The 21,119-nt window shown below is 36.7% G+C and carries 17 protein-coding genes, 9 tRNA genes and 1 riboswitch; of the genes, 4 read left to right on the top strand and 22 right to left on the bottom strand.

Annotated features, from left to right (window positions below; genetic code table 11):
• Position 1 precedes the first annotated feature (1 nt).
• From FS802_RS28520 to FS802_RS28510, 3 genes are all read right to left on the bottom strand, one after another.
• A complete protein-coding gene (locus tag FS802_RS28520; protein ID WP_000222364.1) occupies positions 2–535 on the bottom strand; it encodes an MFS transporter in 534 nt (177 codons plus the stop codon).
• Positions 532–1,968 (bottom strand): FAD-binding oxidoreductase, encoded by a 1,437-nt coding sequence (locus FS802_RS28515; RefSeq protein ID WP_000746270.1) that lies wholly within the window; start codon positions 1,966–1,968, stop codon positions 532–534. The genes FS802_RS28520 and FS802_RS28515 overlap by 4 nt, the downstream gene beginning before the upstream one ends.
• A gap of 112 nt (positions 1,969–2,080) precedes the next feature.
• Positions 2,081–2,845, bottom strand: coding sequence for a DUF6612 family protein (locus tag FS802_RS28510; RefSeq protein ID WP_000750885.1), 765 nt, complete (start codon positions 2,843–2,845; stop codon positions 2,081–2,083).
• 145 nt (positions 2,846–2,990) lie between these two features.
• Between FS802_RS28510 and FS802_RS28505 the strand changes: the two genes are divergently transcribed.
• From FS802_RS28505 to FS802_RS28490, 4 genes are all read left to right on the top strand, one after another.
• Positions 2,991–3,899 carry an NAD(P)-dependent alcohol dehydrogenase gene (locus FS802_RS28505; RefSeq protein WP_000643894.1) on the top strand — a complete coding sequence of 303 codons (909 nt, stop codon included), beginning with the start codon at positions 2,991–2,993 and terminating at the stop codon, positions 3,897–3,899.
• Positions 3,900–3,980: 81 nt separating this feature from the next.
• A riboswitch (SAM riboswitch) is annotated at positions 3,981–4,095 on the top strand.
• Between the two features lie 85 nt (positions 4,096–4,180).
• The gene (locus FS802_RS28500; RefSeq protein ID WP_098708928.1) at positions 4,181–4,993 is read left to right on the top strand and encodes a MetQ/NlpA family ABC transporter substrate-binding protein; all 813 of its coding nucleotides are present in this window, start codon (positions 4,181–4,183) and stop codon (positions 4,991–4,993) included.
• A 12-nt stretch (positions 4,994–5,005) separates the two neighbouring features.
• Positions 5,006–6,046 (top strand): methionine ABC transporter ATP-binding protein, encoded by a 1,041-nt coding sequence (locus FS802_RS28495; RefSeq protein WP_000571344.1) that lies wholly within the window; start codon positions 5,006–5,008, stop codon positions 6,044–6,046.
• Positions 6,021–6,689, top strand: a complete 669-nt coding sequence (locus FS802_RS28490; protein WP_000527134.1) for a methionine ABC transporter permease — start codon at positions 6,021–6,023, stop codon at positions 6,687–6,689. Before FS802_RS28495 ends, FS802_RS28490 begins: the two co-directional genes overlap by 26 nt.
• Positions 6,690–6,792: 103 nt before the next feature.
• Here FS802_RS28490 and FS802_RS28485 read toward each other — a convergent pair whose 3' ends face one another.
• From FS802_RS28485 to FS802_RS28395, 19 genes are all read right to left on the bottom strand, one after another.
• Positions 6,793–8,412, bottom strand: coding sequence for an S-layer homology domain-containing protein (locus tag FS802_RS28485; RefSeq protein ID WP_000028730.1), 1,620 nt, complete (start codon positions 8,410–8,412; stop codon positions 6,793–6,795).
• 385 nt (positions 8,413–8,797) lie between these two features.
• The gene (locus FS802_RS28480; RefSeq protein ID WP_098708927.1) at positions 8,798–9,364 is read right to left on the bottom strand and encodes a DUF4256 domain-containing protein; all 567 of its coding nucleotides are present in this window, start codon (positions 9,362–9,364) and stop codon (positions 8,798–8,800) included.
• A 151-nt stretch (positions 9,365–9,515) separates the two neighbouring features.
• Positions 9,516–11,486, bottom strand: a complete 1,971-nt coding sequence (locus tag FS802_RS28475) for a S9 family peptidase (RefSeq protein WP_078183753.1) — start codon at positions 11,484–11,486, stop codon at positions 9,516–9,518.
• Positions 11,487–11,771: 285 nt separating this feature from the next.
• Positions 11,772–13,574, bottom strand: a complete 1,803-nt coding sequence (gene glmS, locus FS802_RS28470; protein ID WP_000334152.1) for a glutamine--fructose-6-phosphate transaminase (isomerizing) — start codon at positions 13,572–13,574, stop codon at positions 11,772–11,774.
• Positions 13,575–13,586: 12 nt separating this feature from the next.
• Positions 13,587–13,772 carry a hypothetical protein gene (locus FS802_RS28465; protein WP_001208183.1) on the bottom strand — a complete coding sequence of 62 codons (186 nt, stop codon included), beginning with the start codon at positions 13,770–13,772 and terminating at the stop codon, positions 13,587–13,589.
• Positions 13,773–14,058: 286 nt separating this feature from the next.
• On the bottom strand, positions 14,059–15,405 hold the full coding sequence (gene glmM, locus FS802_RS28460) for a phosphoglucosamine mutase (protein WP_000521480.1): 1,347 nt from the start codon (positions 15,403–15,405) through the stop codon (positions 14,059–14,061).
• Positions 15,398–16,879, bottom strand: coding sequence for a CdaR family protein (locus FS802_RS28455; RefSeq protein ID WP_098708926.1), 1,482 nt, complete (start codon positions 16,877–16,879; stop codon positions 15,398–15,400). The genes glmM and FS802_RS28455 overlap by 8 nt, the downstream gene beginning before the upstream one ends.
• On the bottom strand, positions 16,872–17,693 hold the full coding sequence (cdaA, locus tag FS802_RS28450) for a diadenylate cyclase CdaA (protein ID WP_001115707.1): 822 nt from the start codon (positions 17,691–17,693) through the stop codon (positions 16,872–16,874). The genes FS802_RS28455 and cdaA overlap by 8 nt, the downstream gene beginning before the upstream one ends.
• 249 nt (positions 17,694–17,942) lie before the next feature.
• Positions 17,943–18,836 carry an arginase gene (rocF, locus tag FS802_RS28445; RefSeq protein WP_000711562.1) on the bottom strand — a complete coding sequence of 298 codons (894 nt, stop codon included), beginning with the start codon at positions 18,834–18,836 and terminating at the stop codon, positions 17,943–17,945.
• 209 nt (positions 18,837–19,045) lie between these two features.
• Complete coding sequence (locus tag FS802_RS28440; protein WP_144525655.1) at positions 19,046–20,191, bottom strand: glycerate kinase; 1,146 nt, start codon at positions 20,189–20,191, stop codon at positions 19,046–19,048.
• Between the two features lie 115 nt (positions 20,192–20,306).
• A tRNA-Ala gene (locus FS802_RS28435) sits at positions 20,307–20,379 on the bottom strand.
• A 10-nt stretch (positions 20,380–20,389) separates the two neighbouring features.
• Positions 20,390–20,461, bottom strand: a tRNA-Gly gene (locus FS802_RS28430).
• Between the two features lie 5 nt (positions 20,462–20,466).
• Positions 20,467–20,542 (bottom strand) — tRNA-Lys (locus FS802_RS28425).
• A gap of 5 nt (positions 20,543–20,547) precedes the next feature.
• Positions 20,548–20,622 (bottom strand) — tRNA-Gln (locus tag FS802_RS28420).
• 65 nt (positions 20,623–20,687) lie between these two features.
• Positions 20,688–20,771 (bottom strand) — tRNA-Tyr (locus FS802_RS28415).
• A gap of 17 nt (positions 20,772–20,788) precedes the next feature.
• A tRNA-Val gene (locus tag FS802_RS28410) sits at positions 20,789–20,864 on the bottom strand.
• Between the two features lie 5 nt (positions 20,865–20,869).
• A tRNA-Glu gene (locus FS802_RS28405) sits at positions 20,870–20,944 on the bottom strand.
• Between the two features lie 22 nt (positions 20,945–20,966).
• Positions 20,967–21,039, bottom strand: a tRNA-Thr gene (locus FS802_RS28400).
• Between the two features lie 4 nt (positions 21,040–21,043).
• A tRNA-Asn gene (locus FS802_RS28395) sits at positions 21,044–21,118 on the bottom strand.
• Position 21,119 lies beyond the last annotated feature (1 nt).

Below are 21,119 nucleotides of genomic sequence, written 5' to 3'. Positions count from 1 at the left end.
ATTATATTTTTTTACTACTTAATACAATCCCACTCACTACATATAAGATAGATGCAATATAAAAAATGGTGCCAATCGTAAAGAAATCTACTAAATATCCCGTTGCAATAATTGCTACCGCTCCTCCAATCGATGTCCACACATGATATTTCCCAATCTCATAACCAGCATTTTCTTGCACAACCTTTCGTGCTAACGACGTCTTCTCGGTATTACGCTGCACAGCACCTAAAACTCCCATTACAATTTGAAGAATATAAACATGCCATACTTCCGTGGCAATCGGGAAACAAAGCATTAATATTGCCATGGACCAAGCATATATAATTAATAATTTTTGATCGCCTACTCGATCAGACATCTTTCCTACTAATGGATATACAAGTGCTGAAGTTAAAGCAAATAAGCCATACGCCCAGCCAAACTGCGAGAAGCTATTCCCAACATTCCGAAGCAATAGAATGTAAAAAGGAAATACCATACTTCCCGCCATCATAATTATGCTTTGTGACGCTACAAATCTTCTATATGTCATTTCGTATACTCCCTATAAAATAAATTCACAAATCTCTCTTTTGGATCCGCTTCTTTTTTCTTCTGAAGAAATTCTTCTATACGAGGATATGCCCTCTTTAACTGCTCCTTCGTTGGATACGAATAGTACGGTAAATAATAACTACCATTATGTTTTAAAGTAACATCAATCATTTTCTGAATGACATCTTCTGTTTTCTTTATTTCACCCTCTGAGCGTCCTTGATTAATTAAAAGAACTAGCGCAAACATATCATCTTTCGCATAGGATAAAACTGCATTTTCATTCTTTTCCACATAACGAATCGTAATATTGAGCAAATTAAACTCTTCTTCATTTAATACTTTACGTAAATCATCTATGTATTCCGTGAAGAAATCTACAGGCACAAAGTATTCTTGTAACACTTCTGTTCTATTCGGATTTTCATATTCCATAAAGGCACTATCTGACCTCATAACATTATTTCGTGTCTCATACGTTCCATCTGTACGTTCAAAATAATTTCTTTGTATATCCCAAAATGTATTCTTTCCCCAATCGCTATAACGGGATAATCCGAGTAAAAATTTCGGTGCAGCTATAATATTTTCTTCTTTTAATTCACTGTACTCTTCCCTCATATTTTGATTTTTCGCCAATGTATAATCTGTCACATACATCTCTTTTAAAAATGAATTGGGGGCAACAGAAATACGGGCTAAGTGCATACGAACATTTTCATCTCTTTTCACTTTATCTTTGAAATAAGATGTGTATTCTTTATAATCTATCATTCTCGTATGCATTTCATATAATTCATCATCAGTTAACTTTAATGTCACATCTAAAATGACACCAAATAACCCGTAACCACCTATGACATATGGAAATAGCTCTGCATTTTCTTCTCTACTTACATTACGTACCGTACCATCTGCCATTAACAATCTGAATGACTCTACTGTATCAATCAATGCTTCATGACGAATATCACGCCCATGTACATTTACACTTAATGAACCACCAACAGTAAAAATATTTTGAGATTGCATCACTTGAACCGCAAGACCATATGGATTGATTTTTTTTTGAATGTCATTCCATGTGACACCGCTTTGCACCCTAATCCTCTTCTTCTCCATATCGAATTCTAATATTTTATTATATCCTTTCATATCAAGCATCGTGCCGTTTGGATAATACGTCTGTCCTCCTTGGCTATGTTGCATACCTGCAATGGAAATTTTCTCTCCAGAAGTATTTGCATCTTTCACTACCTGTTTTAATGAATGTTCATCCTCAGCATTTTCAACACGTTTAATTTTCGTTGGAAGCAACTTTCCTACATCGCTCATAATAGGATGATCTAGTTGCTCTTTATATGTATTTATAGATGTCGCAAGCAACACTGTATAAGCTACAATGACCGCCGCTATCTTTCTTTTTTTCAAATGACACTCTCCTCTTCTACAGTTTTCCCTCTTCATATTGTACCTATTTTCCTATAAAGAAAGTATACAAAAAAGAGGGCACCTTATTTTAGGTCCCCCCTCATCAAAACTGTTACTTTGCTGCCGGCAATTGTATTGGATCAAACTTTTCGTACGACGTATATTTTGCGTTCGTAATAATGTGTGCTTTATCCTTGCCGTTACTACTCATAATCATGTCTATCTTTGCTGATTCATATTTAAAATCTTTTGTAATAATATATTCTGCATCCACTTCTTCTATCTTCGCATTTTGTGCTTGTAACATTTTCTTCTGTGTTTCATCCATGCTAGTTAACATACTTTCTGTTTCTTGCCCTTTTAATGTAAATTTCAGTTTATATTTATCTCCGCTTTTCTCCATCTTCATTTTATCTAAAACTACTTCCGGTACTTCTAACTTATCTATAATATCTTGAGTCGCTTTCATTCCACCAGCGTTTAATTGCTCCTCTGGTACAGTTATAACTTCTCCTGTATTAGGGTTTTTCACCTCACCAGCAACTTTACCATCCACAGTATACACTACAACATCTGTACCGGAAATATTCATTTCAGAACGAGAATTCTTTGTCTTTGGCTCTAATTGCATCTTAGCCTTTAATATATCCATCTCTGTTCCCTCAGCTTTTACCCCTACACCATATGTCATCGTTACATGCTCTTCATTTTTAAAAGCTTCGTTCGTTTTCTTGAAAACATCCTTCGCGGCTAATTCCTTTTCTTTTTGAACTGATTCTTTTTTCGGCTCATCCGTCTTTGCTGTTTTTTCATTACTACACCCTACCCCTAGACTGATTGCAAGCACTAAACTTGAAATAAAAATAGTTTTTTTCATAATGTCGCCCCCTTTCCCAAAATAATATCACCTCTTTTCCTACGAAATCTATATAATTTTTAATCTTTATTCGCTATATAGCGACATGTTTGATGAAGGTTTTAAATATGATGTAAATAACAACAACTCATTTCAGGAGGTCATTATGAAGGCGATCATTTGCACACAGTATGGACCACCTAACGTTCTTCAACTTCAAAATATAGAGAAACCTACACCTAAAAAGAACGAAGTATTAATTAAAATTCATGCAACAAGTGTAACGACTGGAGATTGTAGAATACGCGGCTTTAATAGCCCCCTCTTATTTTGGATTCCTATGCGGATCATATTAGGTTTCAGAAAACCGAGAAAACCTGTACTCGGCGTAGAGTTATCCGGTGAAATCGAAGAAGTAGGAACAGATGTAACTCAATTTAAAAAAGGTGATCCAATTTTTGCATTAACAGAACTAAACCTCGGTGGTTACGCCGAGTACACATGCGTACATGAAAGTGGATTAATAACATTAAAACCTACCAATGTGACGTATGAAGAAGCGGCCATTATTCCTTTTGGTGGAACTTCAGCATTGCATTTCCTGAGAAAGGGCCGTATAAAAAAAGGGCAACAAGTGCTCATATATGGTGCCTCCGGATCAGTAGGAACAGCTGCTGTACAACTTGCTAAATATTTCGGTACGACCGTTACGGCTGTTTGTAGTAATTCAAATTTTGAACTCGTCCAATCTTTAGGAGCTGATAAAGTAATTGATTATACGAAAGAAGATTTTACTAAGCGGCGCGAGCGCTACGATATTATATTTGATGCAGTTGGGAAGTATAAAAAATCCCTTTGTACAAATACATTAACATCCAATGGAAAATATGTATCTGTCAATGGAATGATGGCAAAGGTAAGTAAAGAGGATATGATTCTACTAAAAGAACTAACTGAAACAGAACATTTAAAACCTGTTATTGATAGAACCTACCGATTAGAAGAAATTGCTGAAGCTCATATATATGTGGAAAAGGGACATAAGAAAGGGAATGTTTCTATTACCTTAAAATAAAATATATTCAGAAAATAACATTGACAATTCTTTTTGTAAGATTTACTATTAGTACCATATTAAAAAAACTACATACACATACTCTTATCAAGAGTGGCGGAGGGACTGGCCCGATGATGCCCGGCAACCGAGCTTATGATGTATAAGCTAAGGTGCTAATTCCTGCAAAACGAGTTTTCGTTTTGGAAGATAAGAGAGGAACCTATTTTGTCTATTCGGCACCTCTCTTATTTTTGAGAGGTGCTTTTTATTTTGGAACATATATGGAGGGGGAACTATAGATGAAAAAAGTATTATTGAGCATTGTAAGTGGAGCAGTATTATTATTAGGCGCATGTAGCGGGGGTTCAGATAAAGAAATAAAAGCGTTAGATGAGAAAAAGATTACTGTCGGTGTAACCGGCGGGCCGCATGAACAAATTTTTGAAAAGGTAAAAGAAGTTGCCGCAAAAGACGGTCTCGAAATTGATGTAAAAGTATTTAATGATTATGTAGCACCAAACGTATCCCTAGATGAAAAAAGCCTCGATGTAAATAGCTATCAAACGAAATCATATTTAGACGTATTTAAAGCTGAACGTAATATGAAATTAACTGAAGTATTTTCAACAGTAACATTCCCTATGGGTGTATATTCGAAAAGCTTAAAAGATGTAAAGGGTTTAAAAGAGGGCGACGCAATTGCTGTACCAAATGATCCAACGAATGAACTTCGAGCTTTAAAACTATTTGAAAAAGCCGGTGTTTTAAAAGTGGATCCAAAGGCTACAGAAAAAGCGACTGCGAAAGATGTAATTGAAAATCCAAAAAACTTAAAGATTGTTGAATTAGAGGCATCTCAATTACCGACACAACTAAGTGAAGTAAAAGCAGCTGCGATTAATACAAACTTTGCATTAGGTGCAAAATTAAGCCCTGCGAAAGATTCTATCTTCCGTGAAGGAAAAGATTCACCATATATGAACTGGGTCGTTGTTCGTACTGAAAATAAAGATGATGCTGTTGTAAATAAATTAAAGAAAGCTTATCAATCTAAAGAAGTGAAAGAATTTATCGAGAAAAAATTTGATGGTTCTGTTTTACCGTCTTGGTAGGAGCTGACGATAATGATTGAATTAAAAAATGTATCCAAAGTATTCACAACAAAAAAAGGGAATGTGGAAGCTCTTAAACCTACCTCCCTTCAAGTAAAAAAGGGCGAAGTATTTGGAATCATTGGATATAGTGGCGCTGGTAAAAGTACATTAATTCGATGTGTAAATTTATTAGAAAAGCCAACGACAGGAAATATTATTGTAAACAACCAAGATTTAACAACTTTATCAGCAAAAAAACTCGCAAAAGCGCGACAAAAAATCGGAATGATCTTTCAAGGATTCAATTTACTTAAAACCGTGACAGTTTATGAAAATATCGCATTACCTTTACGCCTCGCTGGCATTCCAAAAGTGGAAATTGAAAAAAGGGTAGAAAAATACTTACGTATTGTCGATCTTTTCAATCGAAAAGATGCCTATCCGAGTGAACTTTCTGGTGGCCAAAAGCAGCGTGTTGCCATTGCACGCGCACTATCACATGAACCTGAAGTGTTATTAAGCGACGAAGCAACAAGCGCTTTAGATCCGGAAACAACCGATTCTATCCTTGACTTATTATTAAAAATCAATGAAGAAATCGGGATCACAATTTTATTAATTACACATGAAATGAATGTCATCCAGCGTATATGTGACCGAGTTGCTGTTATGGAACATGGAGCAGTAATCGAAAGTGGGACTGTGAAAGATATTTTCACCAACCCACAACATATAACAACGAAGAAATTCGTAAATAGTGCATTTGCAGCTAGAATTCCAGAAGAGGTACAAAAAGAACTACAAAGAACCGGAGAAATCGTAACACTTTCATTTATAGGAACTTCTTCTGGCGAACCAGCGTTAGCTATTGCTACAAAACGTTTTCAAGTGTATCCAAATATTTTATCCGGTAATATTACACAGCTAAAACATGAAGCATATGGGAAACTGGTCATTCATATGCAGGGTGAGAAAAATGAAGTAAACCGTGCTTTATCATTTTTACAAGAACAAGGGATCATCGTAGAAGGAGGTAGAACAGATTATGGGAAACAAGTCCTTTTTGGATGAATGGGGTAAAGTCATATGGGAAGCAACCATTCAAACATTTCAAATGACATCTATTTCACTATTCATCTCTATCCTTATTGCATTACCACTTGGCGTCACACTTGTTTTAACGAGACCTGGTGGGCAGCACGAAAATAAAATCATTTATCCGATTCTTAATACAATTATTAATATCATTCGCTCTCTTCCATTTATCATTCTATTATTCTTCATTTTACCTTTTACAAAGTTTCTAATGGGAACATCCATTGGCGTGCAAGGGGTTATCGTACCACTTGTCGTATTCACAGCTCCTTATATTGCACGATTAATGGAGACAGCATTATTAGAAGTGGATCGTGGTGTTATTGAAGCTTACCAAGCGATGGGCATTTCTACTATAAAAATCATCTGGCACGTTATGGTGAAAGAAGCTCGTCCCTCCCTTGTACTCGGCTTGACAATTGCAACAATTGGCTTAATCGGTGCAACAGCAATGGCTGGACTTGTAGGTGCTGGCGGTCTTGGTGATTTAGCATATCGATTCGGACATTTACGCTACGAACCTGAAATAATGTATGCAACAGTCTTTATTTTAATTATCCTCGTTCAAGGGCTACAGTCTTTAGGAAATGGTGTTGCAAGAAGATTGAAGAAAGATTAAAAAAGAAGGTATCTCACCGAAATGAGATACCTTCTTTTTTATCTTTTAAATCCACCTTCAAAATGAATAACTTGTCCAGTAATCCATTCTGCTTCTTAACGACTTAATTTTTATCCTTCTTATATACCATGTAACTAGGTTCATTATAAACCCACTCACCTGTACCAATTCTTAACCAGCCACTCTTCTCTTCATATACTGTAGCTTTTTCACCTTTGCTGGCTTTTCTAACAACAGAGTAGCTAGCACCCGCTCCGCTACGAACATTTACCCCAATTCCATTAATTTCAACTGTACCAATTCCTTTTTGAACACTACCAGTTTCAATTACTTGAAGCATGTTTAAAATGAATGCTGCTGTTTCACCACGAGTCGTCGTTCCTTTAGGCACATACAGATTATCTCCCATACCTTTTACAATACCCAAACCGTATAATCTTTGTACTGCTTCTTTATAGATAATTTGATCTTTATCTGCAAATGGTAAGTTTGCCAATGGTCCATTTATTTTTTTATACTGTAAAGCTTTATTTACAATAACTGCAGCTTCTTCTCTTGTAATAGGTGTGTTAGGGTCAAAATTACCGTCTCCTCTACCAGAAATGATGCCTGCACTTGCAGTACGTTTAATACCATCTCGTAAAGTTGGATTTACATCATTTAAATCTTTAAACGTTGCATCTCCAGCTGGAAGACTTAGAGAATTAGAGATTAATTGAGCAAACTCAGCTCTTGTTACAGATCTATTAGGCGCAAAAATACCGTTTCCTTCTCCGACCATAATACCTCTTCTATTCAAATCACGAATAGCTGGCTCATACCAACCTCCTGTTATATCGTCTGTTGGTTGATAAAATTTATTATAATACCCTTCAACACCATTTACGAATGGAACCCATTGTCCACTGTTAATCATAATAGCAGGGCAGATTTTACCACTCCATTTTTGATGTTTTACAATATTATTTAATGGTACACCTGTTTCTTTCATTAAATAAGCTGCAAGTTTCTTAGCGTTATCTACTGCCTTATTATAGTCACCATCACTGTTAACTGCAATTTCAATTGCAATAGATTCTCTATTACCTGGTCCATCACCGTCTCCTGCGTGCCATCCGTTTTCGTTTAATGGTAAGTGTTGATAAATCTCTTTATCATCTACTGTAAAGTGCCATGATGCAGCTCGATCTGTTTGTCCTACTGCTTGGTTATATAAGTATTGAGCGTGGTTTTTAGCTCCTGCTCCTACACTTTTATTGTCAGTCTCGTGAATTGTAATATACTTTGGAACCATATGGTTTTGAGGACGAATATTCTCGTTACCAGTTGGGACAATCCATTCAGTGAATGGGACGCCATTTATAGTACTAGAAACTTTAGGAGCTGAAAAAGAAAGACTACGTTTTGTTCTATTTGAATTGTTAGGAACCGTTAATGTACCTGTTTCTTCATACATACCTTCTGAACCTTGAAGACTGTCCACTTTCTTATTATCGACAGTACCTCCACCACGTCCGTCTACTCCTTCAAAACTCTCTTCAATACTTTTTAAAGCCTGTTCATCTGATACCTGAAGTTGATCTGTTCCACCTTGTTCCAGAGCACTTATAGATTGATAGTTATTTACTGATTGTTGTTCCTCTGCGAACGATACCATAGATGAAGATAATACCGTTAGTCCTGCTGTTAATGCTACTACCTTTTTATGAAATGTAATACTCATGTTTAATTTGATATATCTTGCTATTTTAGATATATCTTCCTCCTTTAATAGACTTATAAAAATTCGCGAAAAGAACCTCCAAAATACCCTTTTGAATGTTGAAAACAATACTTAACATTTTACTCGATATCCCGTTTGTTTTCTATGAAATCTCTAAATTCTTTAAAAATCCTGACAACAAATAAAAAAGAACTCCTATTTTTAGAAATCCTTTTTTTCTACACCTCTGGGTATAAGTTTACTAATATGCTAGATATTAATTAATTTTACATAGTATTATAGTTCTTACATAGGTTAAACAAATATGAATAACTCTAAGTAACAATTATAGAAAAGAGCATGTTTTAAAAAGATTAATTAAAACATACTCTTACTTTTTTCAAATTTAGACCTTTAGCGAACCACGAAATCCTCTAGCAGCATAATAGGAATCTGCTCCATTGTGGTACACGAAAACGTGTCCGAAGCGATAATCGCAAAATAGAGCACCGCCAAGTTCTCGAATGTCTGAAGGTGTTTGTACCCAGCTTGATGATTTCATGTCAAAATCCCCAAACTGTTGCAACTCTCGATATTGTTCTTCCGTTAATAATTCAATGCCCATAGCAGTTGCCACATCAATAACGTTATTTTCTGGTTTATGTTTTTTTCTTGCCTCTAACGCTTCAAGATCATAACAAAGACTTCTGCGGCCTTTAGGACTCTCCTTTGAACAATCATAGAAAGTATACTCGTCCTTCTCTTCATCATAACCAACAACATCCGGCTCACCGCCAGTTACTTCCATTTCATGAATTGACCACAACTTTTCAGTATTAGTAGCCAGTTTTGCTTCAATCTTAGCCCATTCAAGACCTTCATGGCGGTTCACGTTTTTCTCAAAACGAGCTTGTAATACTTTTAATAGTTCTTCACGTTTTTCTACAGATAACTCATTTTTATTCTCTGTCATATTAGTCCTCCGAATTACGTTTCCTTATAATCATTTAAATCTTTTCAATAATAGTTTGCATACAGTTTACAACAAATTATATAATTTGTTGTATCTCTTTTTCAACAATCTAATCCGATTGCACAACGAAAAATCCCTGTGTGGATATCCATTATATAGTACGAAAATCTTTCATACTTTCACCAAGAATATAGTGTGAAAACCACATCAAATTCTGTTTCATAATAGCTACATTCATTCCTGGCTGATTAGGACTATATGCCATTCCTTTAAGTATAATTAACTCTGTATCGACTTCCATGTCTCTTAACCCTTCATATAGCTCATATGCATTTGTAGTTGGAATTCTTACATCCTTTTCCCCATGTTGAATTAAGGTAGGCGTACAGGCTGATTTAATATATGTCATTGGTGAAGTTTTCTTATATATCTCTGGATCATTCCATGGAGCATCTCCTAAATACATCCTAATAAAGTAAGGGATATCTGTATTTACATAATGGGTACTCCAGTTTGTAATTCCACCTCCAACTGAAATAGCTTTAAATCTACTACTAAATGTAGAACAGAAAGCTGATATATATCCTCCGTTACTCCATCCCATAACTCCTACTCTATCTTTATCTACAATCCCTTTTTCAACTAGTTCATCCACTCCAGATATAATATCATCATAATCAGCAATTCCTTGTTTTCTATAGTTTGCTTTTAAAAATTCATTACCATAACCAGAACTTCCTCTATAGTTTGGCTCTAAAACGATAAAGCCTTTTTCGATAAACTGTTCAATCGGATATTTTTCATTAAAACAGTCTGAAAATATCGGAAAGGATGCCCAAGATGGACCACCATGGATTACTACTAATAAAGGATATTTTTTATTTACGTCAAACTCTACTGGGGTTGATAAAACACCTTCTATTTCAAGACCATCACTACTTTTCCATGAGATGATTTCTCTGTTACTTTTAAGCCTTCCTTCGAAAAAGCTATTTTCATTCGTTACTTTTTTATCATCCAAATAGATTTCAAAGGTTTCATTTGTTATAGTTATAGCCTTAGTATATGTTATATGATTGCCATCCCTTGTTATAGAGGCATCCATTATAAACCCATCTACTGTTTCGCTTAACATTTCCACAGTGCCATCCTCACATAACAAGCCAATACGGTAATTCGTTTTATCCTGCCATCTAATTAAAATTCCTTTAGCTGTCCACTGTAATGGCATAACCGTACTATCAAAATTTGTTAAAGGTTGAATTACCTCTCTAGTATTCATATCATATATCTCTAATGTATTATCTTGTATATGATTTCTATAGTAATCCTTCTCTCTTATGCTTGCTGAGTAACATATTTTATCGCCCTCAGGAGAAAAGCAGACGCTCGCTCCTAACAACTTATCTATATTCATCTTTTGTAGTTCCCCAGCTTCAACATCTAATATGTATAGATCACCATTCATATAATCGTTTAAACTTGGTGTAGCCATACATACAACCTTTTTCCTATCATTTGAAATATCAAAGTTATGTATATAAAAATCCTTACCGTCCGTTAGTTGATAAACACCGCTAACCTTCCGTTCCTGTTTATCGTTTTGTTTCACTTTTTCTATTTCAATGTAGTATAAACAATTATTCTGATGTTCCTTACCTACATGATGGAAATCTCCATATCGTTCCTTACGTTTCTTTATCTCCTCACATTCTTTTGACTGTGCAATATAATAAAAACCTTTACCAGTAGGCTCCCATTTGAATGTATTAACTCCTTCCTTCTCATCCGTAATTTGAACCTCACTACAACCGTCTATTAACTTAACAAAGATCTGATTTTTATTAGCTCCGTCACCGCCTGGACTAAGGTATGCAATGCTCTTAGAATCTGGAGACCATACTGGATGTGTACTATCTATATCCCCATCTGTTAGTGGGTAACTCTGCCCTTTATCTTTCTCATATATCCATACATGATTTCTATACGTATTGTCTTCCCAGTTAGCTGTCTTCTTTACAAATGCTACGTTTTTTCCATCATCACTTATATTTGCACTTGATACGGCCGGTAATGAAATAATCTCTTCTATACTTAAATATGTTTTTGCTTTCACTTTCATATAATAAGCCCCCTTGTAATGTCCATGAATCTATCGTCTCTTCTCTTCATAATAAAGAAAATTGTTCACTGATACTTAAAATAGTAACGGAAAATTCAGATAAATAAAAGTGGTTCTATTCCAAATCCGATAAAGTAAAATTTTAATTAGTAGGATTCTATCCACTTAGCAATTTTAGATGTTCTTTTTCGGCACAAAAATACCCCTTTAGATAACATATCTAAAGGGGTACAAATTCGTAAATTTATTTCAAATCCACACTATATTTATTAACCTACCAATCTCCTACTCAACAGTAACAGACTTAGCTAAGTTACGTGGCTTATCAACGTCACATTCGCGGTGAAGTGCCGCGTAGTATGAGATAAGTTGGAATGGAATAACTGCTACTAGCGGTGCTAGTGCTTCGTGTACAGCTGGTAATACGAAGCTGTCACCTTCCATTTCTAAGCCTTTCATTGAGATGATACATGGGTTAGCTCCGCGTGCTACTACTTCTTTCACGTTACCACGAATTCCAAGGTTTACGTGCTCTTGTGTAGCAAGTGCGATAACTGGTGTACCATTTTCGATTAAGGCGATTGTACCGTGTTTTAATTCTCCTCCAGCAAATCCTTCTGCTTGGATGTAAGAGATTTCTTTTAGCTTTAACGCACCTTCTAATCCTACGTAGAAGTCTACGCTACGTCCGATGAAGAAACAGTTACGAGTTGTTGCTAAAAATTGTTTTGCTAATGCGTCCATTTCTTCTTTTTGATCACAAAGTTCTACCATTGCATTTGCTACAATTCCTAATTCGTGTGTTAAATCGAAATCAAGAACTTCGCCTTTTGCTTTAGCAATGTCCGCAGCTAAAATTGAAAGTACTGCAAGTTGTGCTGTGTAAGCTTTCGTTGATGCAACTGCGATTTCTGGTCCCGCGTATAACGGAAGTGTGTAATCAGCTTCACGAGAAAGCGTAGAACCAGGTACGTTTGTAATCGTTAATGCTTTATGACCCATTTCATTTGTTTGCACAAGTACTGCACGGCTATCAGCTGTTTCACCACTTTGTGAAATGTAAATGAAGAATGGTCTTTCTGTTAATAATGGCATGTTATAAGAGAATTCACTTGCTACATGCACTTCAACTGGCATTTTTGCAAACTTCTCGATAAATTGTTTTCCAACAAGACCTGCATGATAACTTGTTCCACATGCAATGATGTAAATACGATCGCTATCTAAAATCGCATTGCGGATGTCTGCATTCAGTTCAATCTCGCCATTTTCATCTTGATACTTTTGAATTATATTACGGATTACAAGTGGTTGCTCATCGATTTCTTTAAGCATGAAATGAGGGTATGTTCCTTTTTCAATATCACTTGCGTCTAATTCCGCTGTAAACGGTGCACGTTCAATCGTTTCACCTTGTAAGTTTTTAATTGTAATACTTTCTTTCGTTACGATTACAATTTCTTTATCCATTAACTCAATAAATTGATCTGTAACTTGTAACATCGCCATAGCGTCGCTCGCCACAACATTAAAGTTGTCACCAACACCTACTAATAGCGGGCTTTTGTTTTTAGCAACATAAATCATGTTTGGATTTTCAGCATCAAGTAATCCGATCGCATAAGAGCCATGTAAAAGAGATAGCGTATTACGGAACGCTTCTTCTACACTTAATCCTGTGCTCACTTGTTGTTCCATAAGCTGTACGATAATCTCTGTATCCGTTTCACTTACGAACGTTACATCTTGTAAATATTCTTTTTTCACTAATTCATAGTTTTCAATTACACCGTTATGAACTAGTGTAAAGCGTTTTGATGTACTTTGATGCGGATGCGCGTTTACTTTGCTTGGAACACCATGTGTAGCCCAGCGTGTGTGACCGATTCCCACGCTTGCTGCTACGTTCTCATCTACGATTTCGCGAAGTTTTGCAATACGACCTTTTTCTTTGTATACAACAACACCGTTCTCTGCTTGTACTGCAATACCTGCTGAATCATATCCACGATATTCTAGCTTTTCTAAACCTTTTAATAAAATTTCCTTTGCATCTTGCTCTCCAATAAATCCTACGATTCCACACATGTTTAGTCGCCGTTACAAATGCTTACATTGCTCTGCGAACATGTAACGACATAGTCCGATACCATTTTTATTTATACTAAAAAACGGATTACATATTGCTAGCCCTGTAAGCTTGTAACGGCTTTCACCTTCCTCTCGATTGGGTTTAAGTCCGTATATACTTATACAGCTAGTTTGTATCCGTTCCTTTTCTCTCATCACACTTTCACCTTTGTCCACTAAGTCACCTTAATGATTTAAGTAAAAGCTTGCGGTTGTGATGAACAACCGAGAGTCATCCGCCGAAATCTCGATAAACTCCACCTCGTCAACTACACTACTTGTAGTTCTGGCGCTTCTATAATTTACAATATTTCCTTTGAGAAAAAGAACAAGACCATCTTATAACAAACATAGATAAACCGTCAATGAAATTTTTTTCATCGTCTATAAAACATATGAAAAAGGAGCACTTCTTGTGCTCCCTTTTCATATGTTTATTGAATTATTCAGCGCCAACTTCAGCTTTCACAACTTCTACAATACGATGTACATATGCGTCACAAACTTCTTGTGTTGGTGCTTCTGCCATTACACGAATAAGTGGCTCTGTTCCAGATGGACGAACAAGAATGCGGCCATCACCGTTCATTTCTTCCTCTACAACACGAATAATATCTTTAATTTTTTCATTTTCTAATGCTAGTTTTTTATCTGTTACACGAACGTTTACTAGTAATTGTGGGAATTTTGTCATCTCACCTGCAAGCTCAGATAATGGTTTTTTCGTCATTTTCATGATGTTCACCAATTGAAGTGCACTTAACATTCCATCACCAGTTGTAATGTAATCAAGTAAGATAATATGACCCGATTGTTCTCCACCTAAGTTGTAACCACCACGCTTCATCTCTTCCATTACGTAACGGTCACCAACTGCTGTTTTATCACTTGTGATATTGTTAGCTTCAAGTGCTTTGTAGAAACCTAAGTTACTCATAACAGTTGAAACGACTGTATTATGCTTTAATTGACCAGTTTCTTTCATGTACTTCGCACAAATAAACATAATTTGATCGCCATCAACGATGTTTCCTTTTTCATCTACAGCGATTAAACGGTCACCATCACCATCAAAGGCAAGACCAATATCAGCGCCTTTATCTTTTACTAATTTAGCTAATACTTCTGGATGCGTAGAACCTACTCCATCGTTAATGTTCATGCCGTTTGGTGAAGTTCCCATTGTTGAAATATCAGCCTCTAAATCCGCAAATAAGTATGGAGCTAAAGAAGACGTAGCACCATGCGCACAATCTAAAGCGATATGTAAACCAGAGAAATCTTCCTCTACAGTTTGTTTAATATATTGTAAATATTTTTGTCCGCCTTCAAAATAATCACTCACTTGTCCAAGGTTCGTACCTGTTGGACGTGGTAACTCATCAACATCTTTGTCTAATAAAGCTTCGATTTCTGCTTCTTGCTCATCTGTTAATTTAAAACCGTCTGAACCGAAGAACTTGATTCCGTTATCCTGTACTGGATTATGAGATGCAGAAATCATAACACCTGCTTGTGCATCTAACGCTTTTGTTAAATAAGCAACACCTGGTGTAGAAATAACACCAAGGCGCATTACTTCTGCTCCAGTTGATAATAGACCTGCTACTAAAGCTCCTTCTAACATATGTCCTGATATACGTGTATCACGGCCGATAATTACTTTTGGACGATCTGTATCTTTTGTTAATACATAACCACCAAAACGTCCAATTTTGAACGCTAATTCAGGTGTTAACTCCTGGTTCGCAACCCCACGTACTCCATCTGTACCAAAATATTTACCCATTATGATTCGCTCCTTTTTCTGGCTCTTTTTGATTATCTACTGTTGGCTCTTGACTAGTTTCTTGTTCTTTATTTTGTTCCTGTTCCTTTTCCGGGTCAGGGTCAGGCTTAGGCTTATGTTCAGGTTCAGGATTTTTTGGTTTTTCAGTTTGATTATCTTGGTTATTATTTGAATCTGGTTTTTCACCGTTACCCTGTACTTCTTTATCTGGATTTTCTTTCTTCACAATTGTGACTTTGGCACTTTTTTGCTTTGGCTCTATTGAAATATTACCAGGACCGCTCACTTGAATAGAAACATCCTTCGTCCCCGGAGATACATTTTGCAGATTAATGGCTGCTGTTATTTGAGCAGCTGTTATTTTATCTACTATACTTGTTTCTCCTGAAATATCAACGCTTATCTTCCCATCTTGCGGCGAAAGTAGCTGGGCCGTAACATCTTTAGAAAGTCCATTTTTTTGAATTGATATACCATCAATCGTTCTTGTTTTCGTTTGTTTTGTTTTTTGCACTCCTACCGAAACCTTCACTTGATTCGGTTTTGCACTTGTTACACCCTTTGGCAATAAAACAGAGGTATCGAATGTTGTAGACTCTGTCAATTGACTAAGATCTACTTCGACCCCCTCTATCGATTGTATATTATCCAATATATCTTTTGGACCTGCTATCGTTACTTCTCTCGGCTCAATGCTAATATTTGTAACGGCCAATCCTTCTGGTAAACTCCCCTTTTTCGTATACGTTACAGGAACAGTTTTTTCAGTATTATTGGCCGTAGCTTGCGTCGCCACATTCAATGTTACACTAATTTTAGATGGACTCGTTCTTACATTTAAACGTTTTCCTTCTCTATTGTATAATGTAACTTCGGCTGTTTTTGTAACAGTTTTATTAACACCTTTTAAATCAATATACGCCTTAGCAGATGAAATACTTTCAATTTCTTCTTTCGTCCCAACTACCTCAACAGTATCAGGTTTAATGTTTGATTTTTCAAGAGTTGAACCCGCTGGCATTTGATCCTCATTTGATAATTTTAAGTCTACATGAACGTATTTTCTCGCTTTTTCATGTAGAGTAATTTTAATTGTTGATGGCTGAACTGTTCCTTTCACATCATCTGGAAGCCCGTTCGTTTTCAAAGAAACTTCATAAGTTCCTTTTTCGCTATCTCTCAAATCAACTGGTATATCAAATTGTTTTTTTGCTTTTGCTGTAGCAACTGCTGCTTTTGGGCCCTCTAACTTCACCTTAACGCCCTCTGACGGAATACCACTTACAATATATTTCTCTTCATCATACTTAAGGTTAATGGCATAATTAGTTAAGGTTTCTTTCGCATCATTTGCGAAAGGTATTATCCCCGATGTCGTATTTTTTTCAGTTAAAGTCGCTGACATAAAAAGCATACACGCCAATAGTAATGAGATCCCTTTTAAAAACCAATGATTCTCCATTAACTTATCCATGACGCTTTCTCCTCCAATTCCATAAAGACGAAGAAGTCGTTTTTTCGCTCGCACTAAATTCAGCTAACAACATATCTTTCAATTGTTCTGTCTTCAAATCACGATGCAACTTACCATTTTTCGTTAAAGAAATTTGACCTGTTTCTTCCGACACAACTACTGTGATACTATCAGTAACTTCACTAACTCCCATTGCAGCGCGATGCCTAGTTCCTAACTCCTTAGAAATAAACGGACTTTCCGATAACGGAAGATAACACGCTGCTGCTTTAATGGTACTTCCTTGCATAATAACCGCTCCATCGTGAAGAGGTGTATTAGGAATGAAAATATTAATAAGTAATTCCGATGATACGTGTGCATTTAGCGGAATACCCGTTTCCACATAATCACCCATACCGGTCTCTTTTGACAAAGTAATTAATGCACCAATTCTACGTTTCCCCATATATTCCGTTGCTTTCGCTATCGCTGTTGCAACGATTTCAGGTTCATCATCCTCATGAGTTCCAACACGCGAAAATAAACTCCCGCGTCCTAGCTGCTCAAGTGCTCTTCGCAATTCTGGCTGGAAAATAATAATAACGGCTAAAAATCCCCACGTTAATACTTGCTCAGTTAGCCAATAAAGCGTATGCAATTCAAGGAAAATACTGATCATCCGAACGACAATAATAACTGTAATCCCTTTTAAAAGTTGAACAGCTTTCGTCCCTCGGATTATGAGAATTAGCTTATATATAATAAACCATACAACGGCAATATCTAATACCGTACTAAGATATTTCAAAATGGTCGTATCTTCAAAAGGCATGCTAACCCTTCCTCCTACTTACGAGCAATTCTATCCATATATTGAAATATTGTTTTATGCTCTATCTGTATGTATTTCCAACAACTAGTTAATTATACCATACATGAAACAAACGACAATTACAAACAACCCTCCTTTAGTCTAAATTGGTAAGATGTCAAACATTATTATCGTACAGTATAATATAAATCATTATTATACGCTTATTTTCAAATAAAAAAAGCAACTTCTCAGTTGCTTTTCTTACATTTATTTTAGTTTTTCACCGAATAAAGAACCCATTAAAGCAACTGCTGTTGTTGCCGTTCTGTTTCGCTCATCTAAAATCGTATTTACTTCAACAAACTCAGCAGATGTAACAATATCAGCTTCCGCTAACATTTCCATTGCTAAATGGCTTTCACGATAAGATAGGCCACCAATTACAGGCGTGCCAACTCCTGGTGCATCATGAGGATCAAGACCATCTAAATCTAATGATAAATGTACACCATCAGTATGAGATAAATAAGCGATTGTTTCTTCCATAACAGCCGTCATACCCATACGATCAATCTCGTGCATCGAGAATACTTTAATACCTTCATTGCGAATAAAGTCTTTTTCTCCTTCATCTAATGCACGTGCACCGATAATTACAACATTCTCTTTTTTCACCTTTGGATATGCCCCGTATAAATCTACAAGCGTTTGATGTCCATACCCTAGACTTGCTGCAAGTGACATGCCATGAATATTTCCAGATGGTGAAGTTTCTTCTGTATTTAAGTCACCATGTGCATCGTACCAAATAACACCTAAATTTTTATAATGTTTCGCAACACCAGCTAATGTACCAATTGCGATACTATGGTCACCACCTAATACAAGTGGAAAACGTCCCTCTTCTATAATATGATCCACCTTACTTGCTAATTCGTTACATACAGTTGCAACTTGTGTAAGGTTTCTTAAGTTTGTATTTACATCTACTTCTTTTTCTCTCTCTATACGTATATCTCCTATATCTTTAACGTCATATCCAATTTCTTCAATTCTTTCAATTACGCCTGCATAACGGATTGCACTCGGCCCCATATCTACCCCGCGACGCATCTGTCCTAAATCCATTGGAACTCCAATAACTGAGATTTCTTTTTTCATAGATAGTATCCCCCTTTTATGCCTTCACTAAATATTTTAAATCTTTTATATAGTCTGACTCAACTCAACATTTTTCTGTATGGATATACAAATTATTCACTTGTATTCGCCTTAAAAACCCAATTTCAAGACTATTCTATGTATAAAGTTAACTTAATGAAACAACTACCATCATTATTATTAAATAATAATAAAAAACACTCCTACATTTAGAAGTGTTTTTCTGATGCTATTTTCCATACTGCGGCAATATTCTTTGCTGTCATTTCGATATTCTCTTCCGCTACTTTATATGCCTCTTCTAATGTCATAGGACTCACTGTAATACTAAATACTGCATCGATTCCTTTTTCATGAACAGCTGGATAATTCGGAGATACAGATCCTCCAATAGCAATGACAGGAATACGAAAATGCTTTGCACGCTCCGCAACACCTACAGGGGCCTTTCCATATGCTGTTTGTTCATCTATTCTCCCTTCGCCAGTTATAATTAAATCTGCACCTTCTATATGCTTATCAAAATTTGTATAGTCTAATACAATTTCAATTCCTCTCCGCAAGTTTCCCTTTAACACTGCAATAACAGCTGCTCCCATTCCTCCTGCGGCTCCTGCGCCAGGTATTTTAGATACGTCGCAAGATAAGTATTGTTTAAGGATATTCGCATAATGCTTTAAATTCTCATCCAACTCTTTCACCATCTCTGCATTCGCACCCTTTTGCCTCCCAAATACGAAAGATGCTCCCCTTATTCCAACTAACGGATTATCTACATCACATGCTGCTTCTATCTTTATATGCAGTAAGCGTGAATCCATGCATGAAAAATCAATAGCGACAATCGAATGTAATGTTCCTCCAGATGGCTCTATTACTTCCCCTTTTCCATTTATAAACCTGACCCCTAAAGCTGACAGCATACCTGCTCCACCATCATTTGTAGCACTTCCGCCAAGTCCTAAAATAATGTGCTCAGCTCCTTCGTCTAGCGCATGTAGTATAAGCTCTCCGGTTCCTTTAGTCGTTGTAATAAGTGGGTTTCGCTTTTTAACCGGAACGTGTTGTAATCCTGATGCTGCTGCCATTTCAATAAACGCTGTCTTTTTATCTTTAGACATACCGTAAAAGGCTTGTATACGTTCTCTAAGCGGCCCTGTCACATGAAGAGGTATCATTCTTCCATCAGTAGCATCCACAAGTGAATCAACCGTTCCTTCACCTCCATCTCCAATTGGTATTTTTACGTACTCTGCTTTAGGAAAAATTGCTCCAAATCCTCTTTCAATAGCTTCACATACTTTTATAGCTTTTAAGCTTTCTTTATATGAATCAGATGCAATAACAACTTTCACAATTATCCCCATCCTTTATTTTCGCGTTTTCTCCATTTTAAATGACAAATATGAAAGTTGTCTTTTTAAATACAAAAAAAGCTTACATCATATGATATAAGCTTTTTTATTTAGATGGAGCCTAGCGGGATCGAACCGCTGACCTCCTGCGTGCAAGGCAGGCGCTCTCCCAGCTGAGCTAAGGCCCCTTAGTAATAAAGCGGAAGACGGGATTCGAACCCGCGACCCCAACCTTGGCAAGGTTGTATTCTACCACTGAACTACTTCCGCGAAAATGGTGAGCCATGAAGGATTCGAACCTTCGACCCTCTGATTAAAAGTCAGATGCTCTACCAACTGAGCTAATGGCTCGTAAATGGCTGGGCTAGCTGGATTCGAACCAGCGCATGACGGAGTCAAAGTCCGTTGCCTTACCGCTTGGCTATAGCCCATTAATATTTACTAGTATGGTTATCTTTTCAAAAAAATAAACCCTCTCAGGTTATTTTAAAGAAAATGGTGGAGGGGGGCAGATTCGAACTGCCGAACCCGAAGGAGCGGATTTACAGTCCGCCGCGTTTAGCCACTTCGCTACCCCTCCGACATTTAAAATATATATGGTGGAGGATGACGGGATCGAACCGCCGACCCCCTGCTTGTAAGGCAGGTGCTCTCCCAGCTGAGCTAATCCTCCAAAAGTGGTGACCCGTACGGGATTCGAACCCGTGTTACCGCCGTGAAAGGGCGGTGTCTTAACCACTTGACCAACGGGCCAAAAATTTCAAAACTCTTCCCAAGCTTCCAACCGGGCTTGAACCGGTGACCTCTTCCTTACCATGGAAGTGCTCTACCAGCTGAGCTATGGAAGCATAATGGCTCCGCAGGTAGGACTCGAACCTACGACCGATCGGTTAACAGCCGATAGCTCTACCACTGAGCTACTGCGGAA

The organism is Bacillus sp. DE0042 (assembly GCF_007680225.1).
GTDB lineage: Bacteria > Bacillota > Bacilli > Bacillales > Bacillaceae_G > Bacillus_A > Bacillus_A wiedmannii.
Note: the sequence above shows the minus strand (reverse complement) of the source record. Positions and strands in the feature narration are given on the sequence as shown.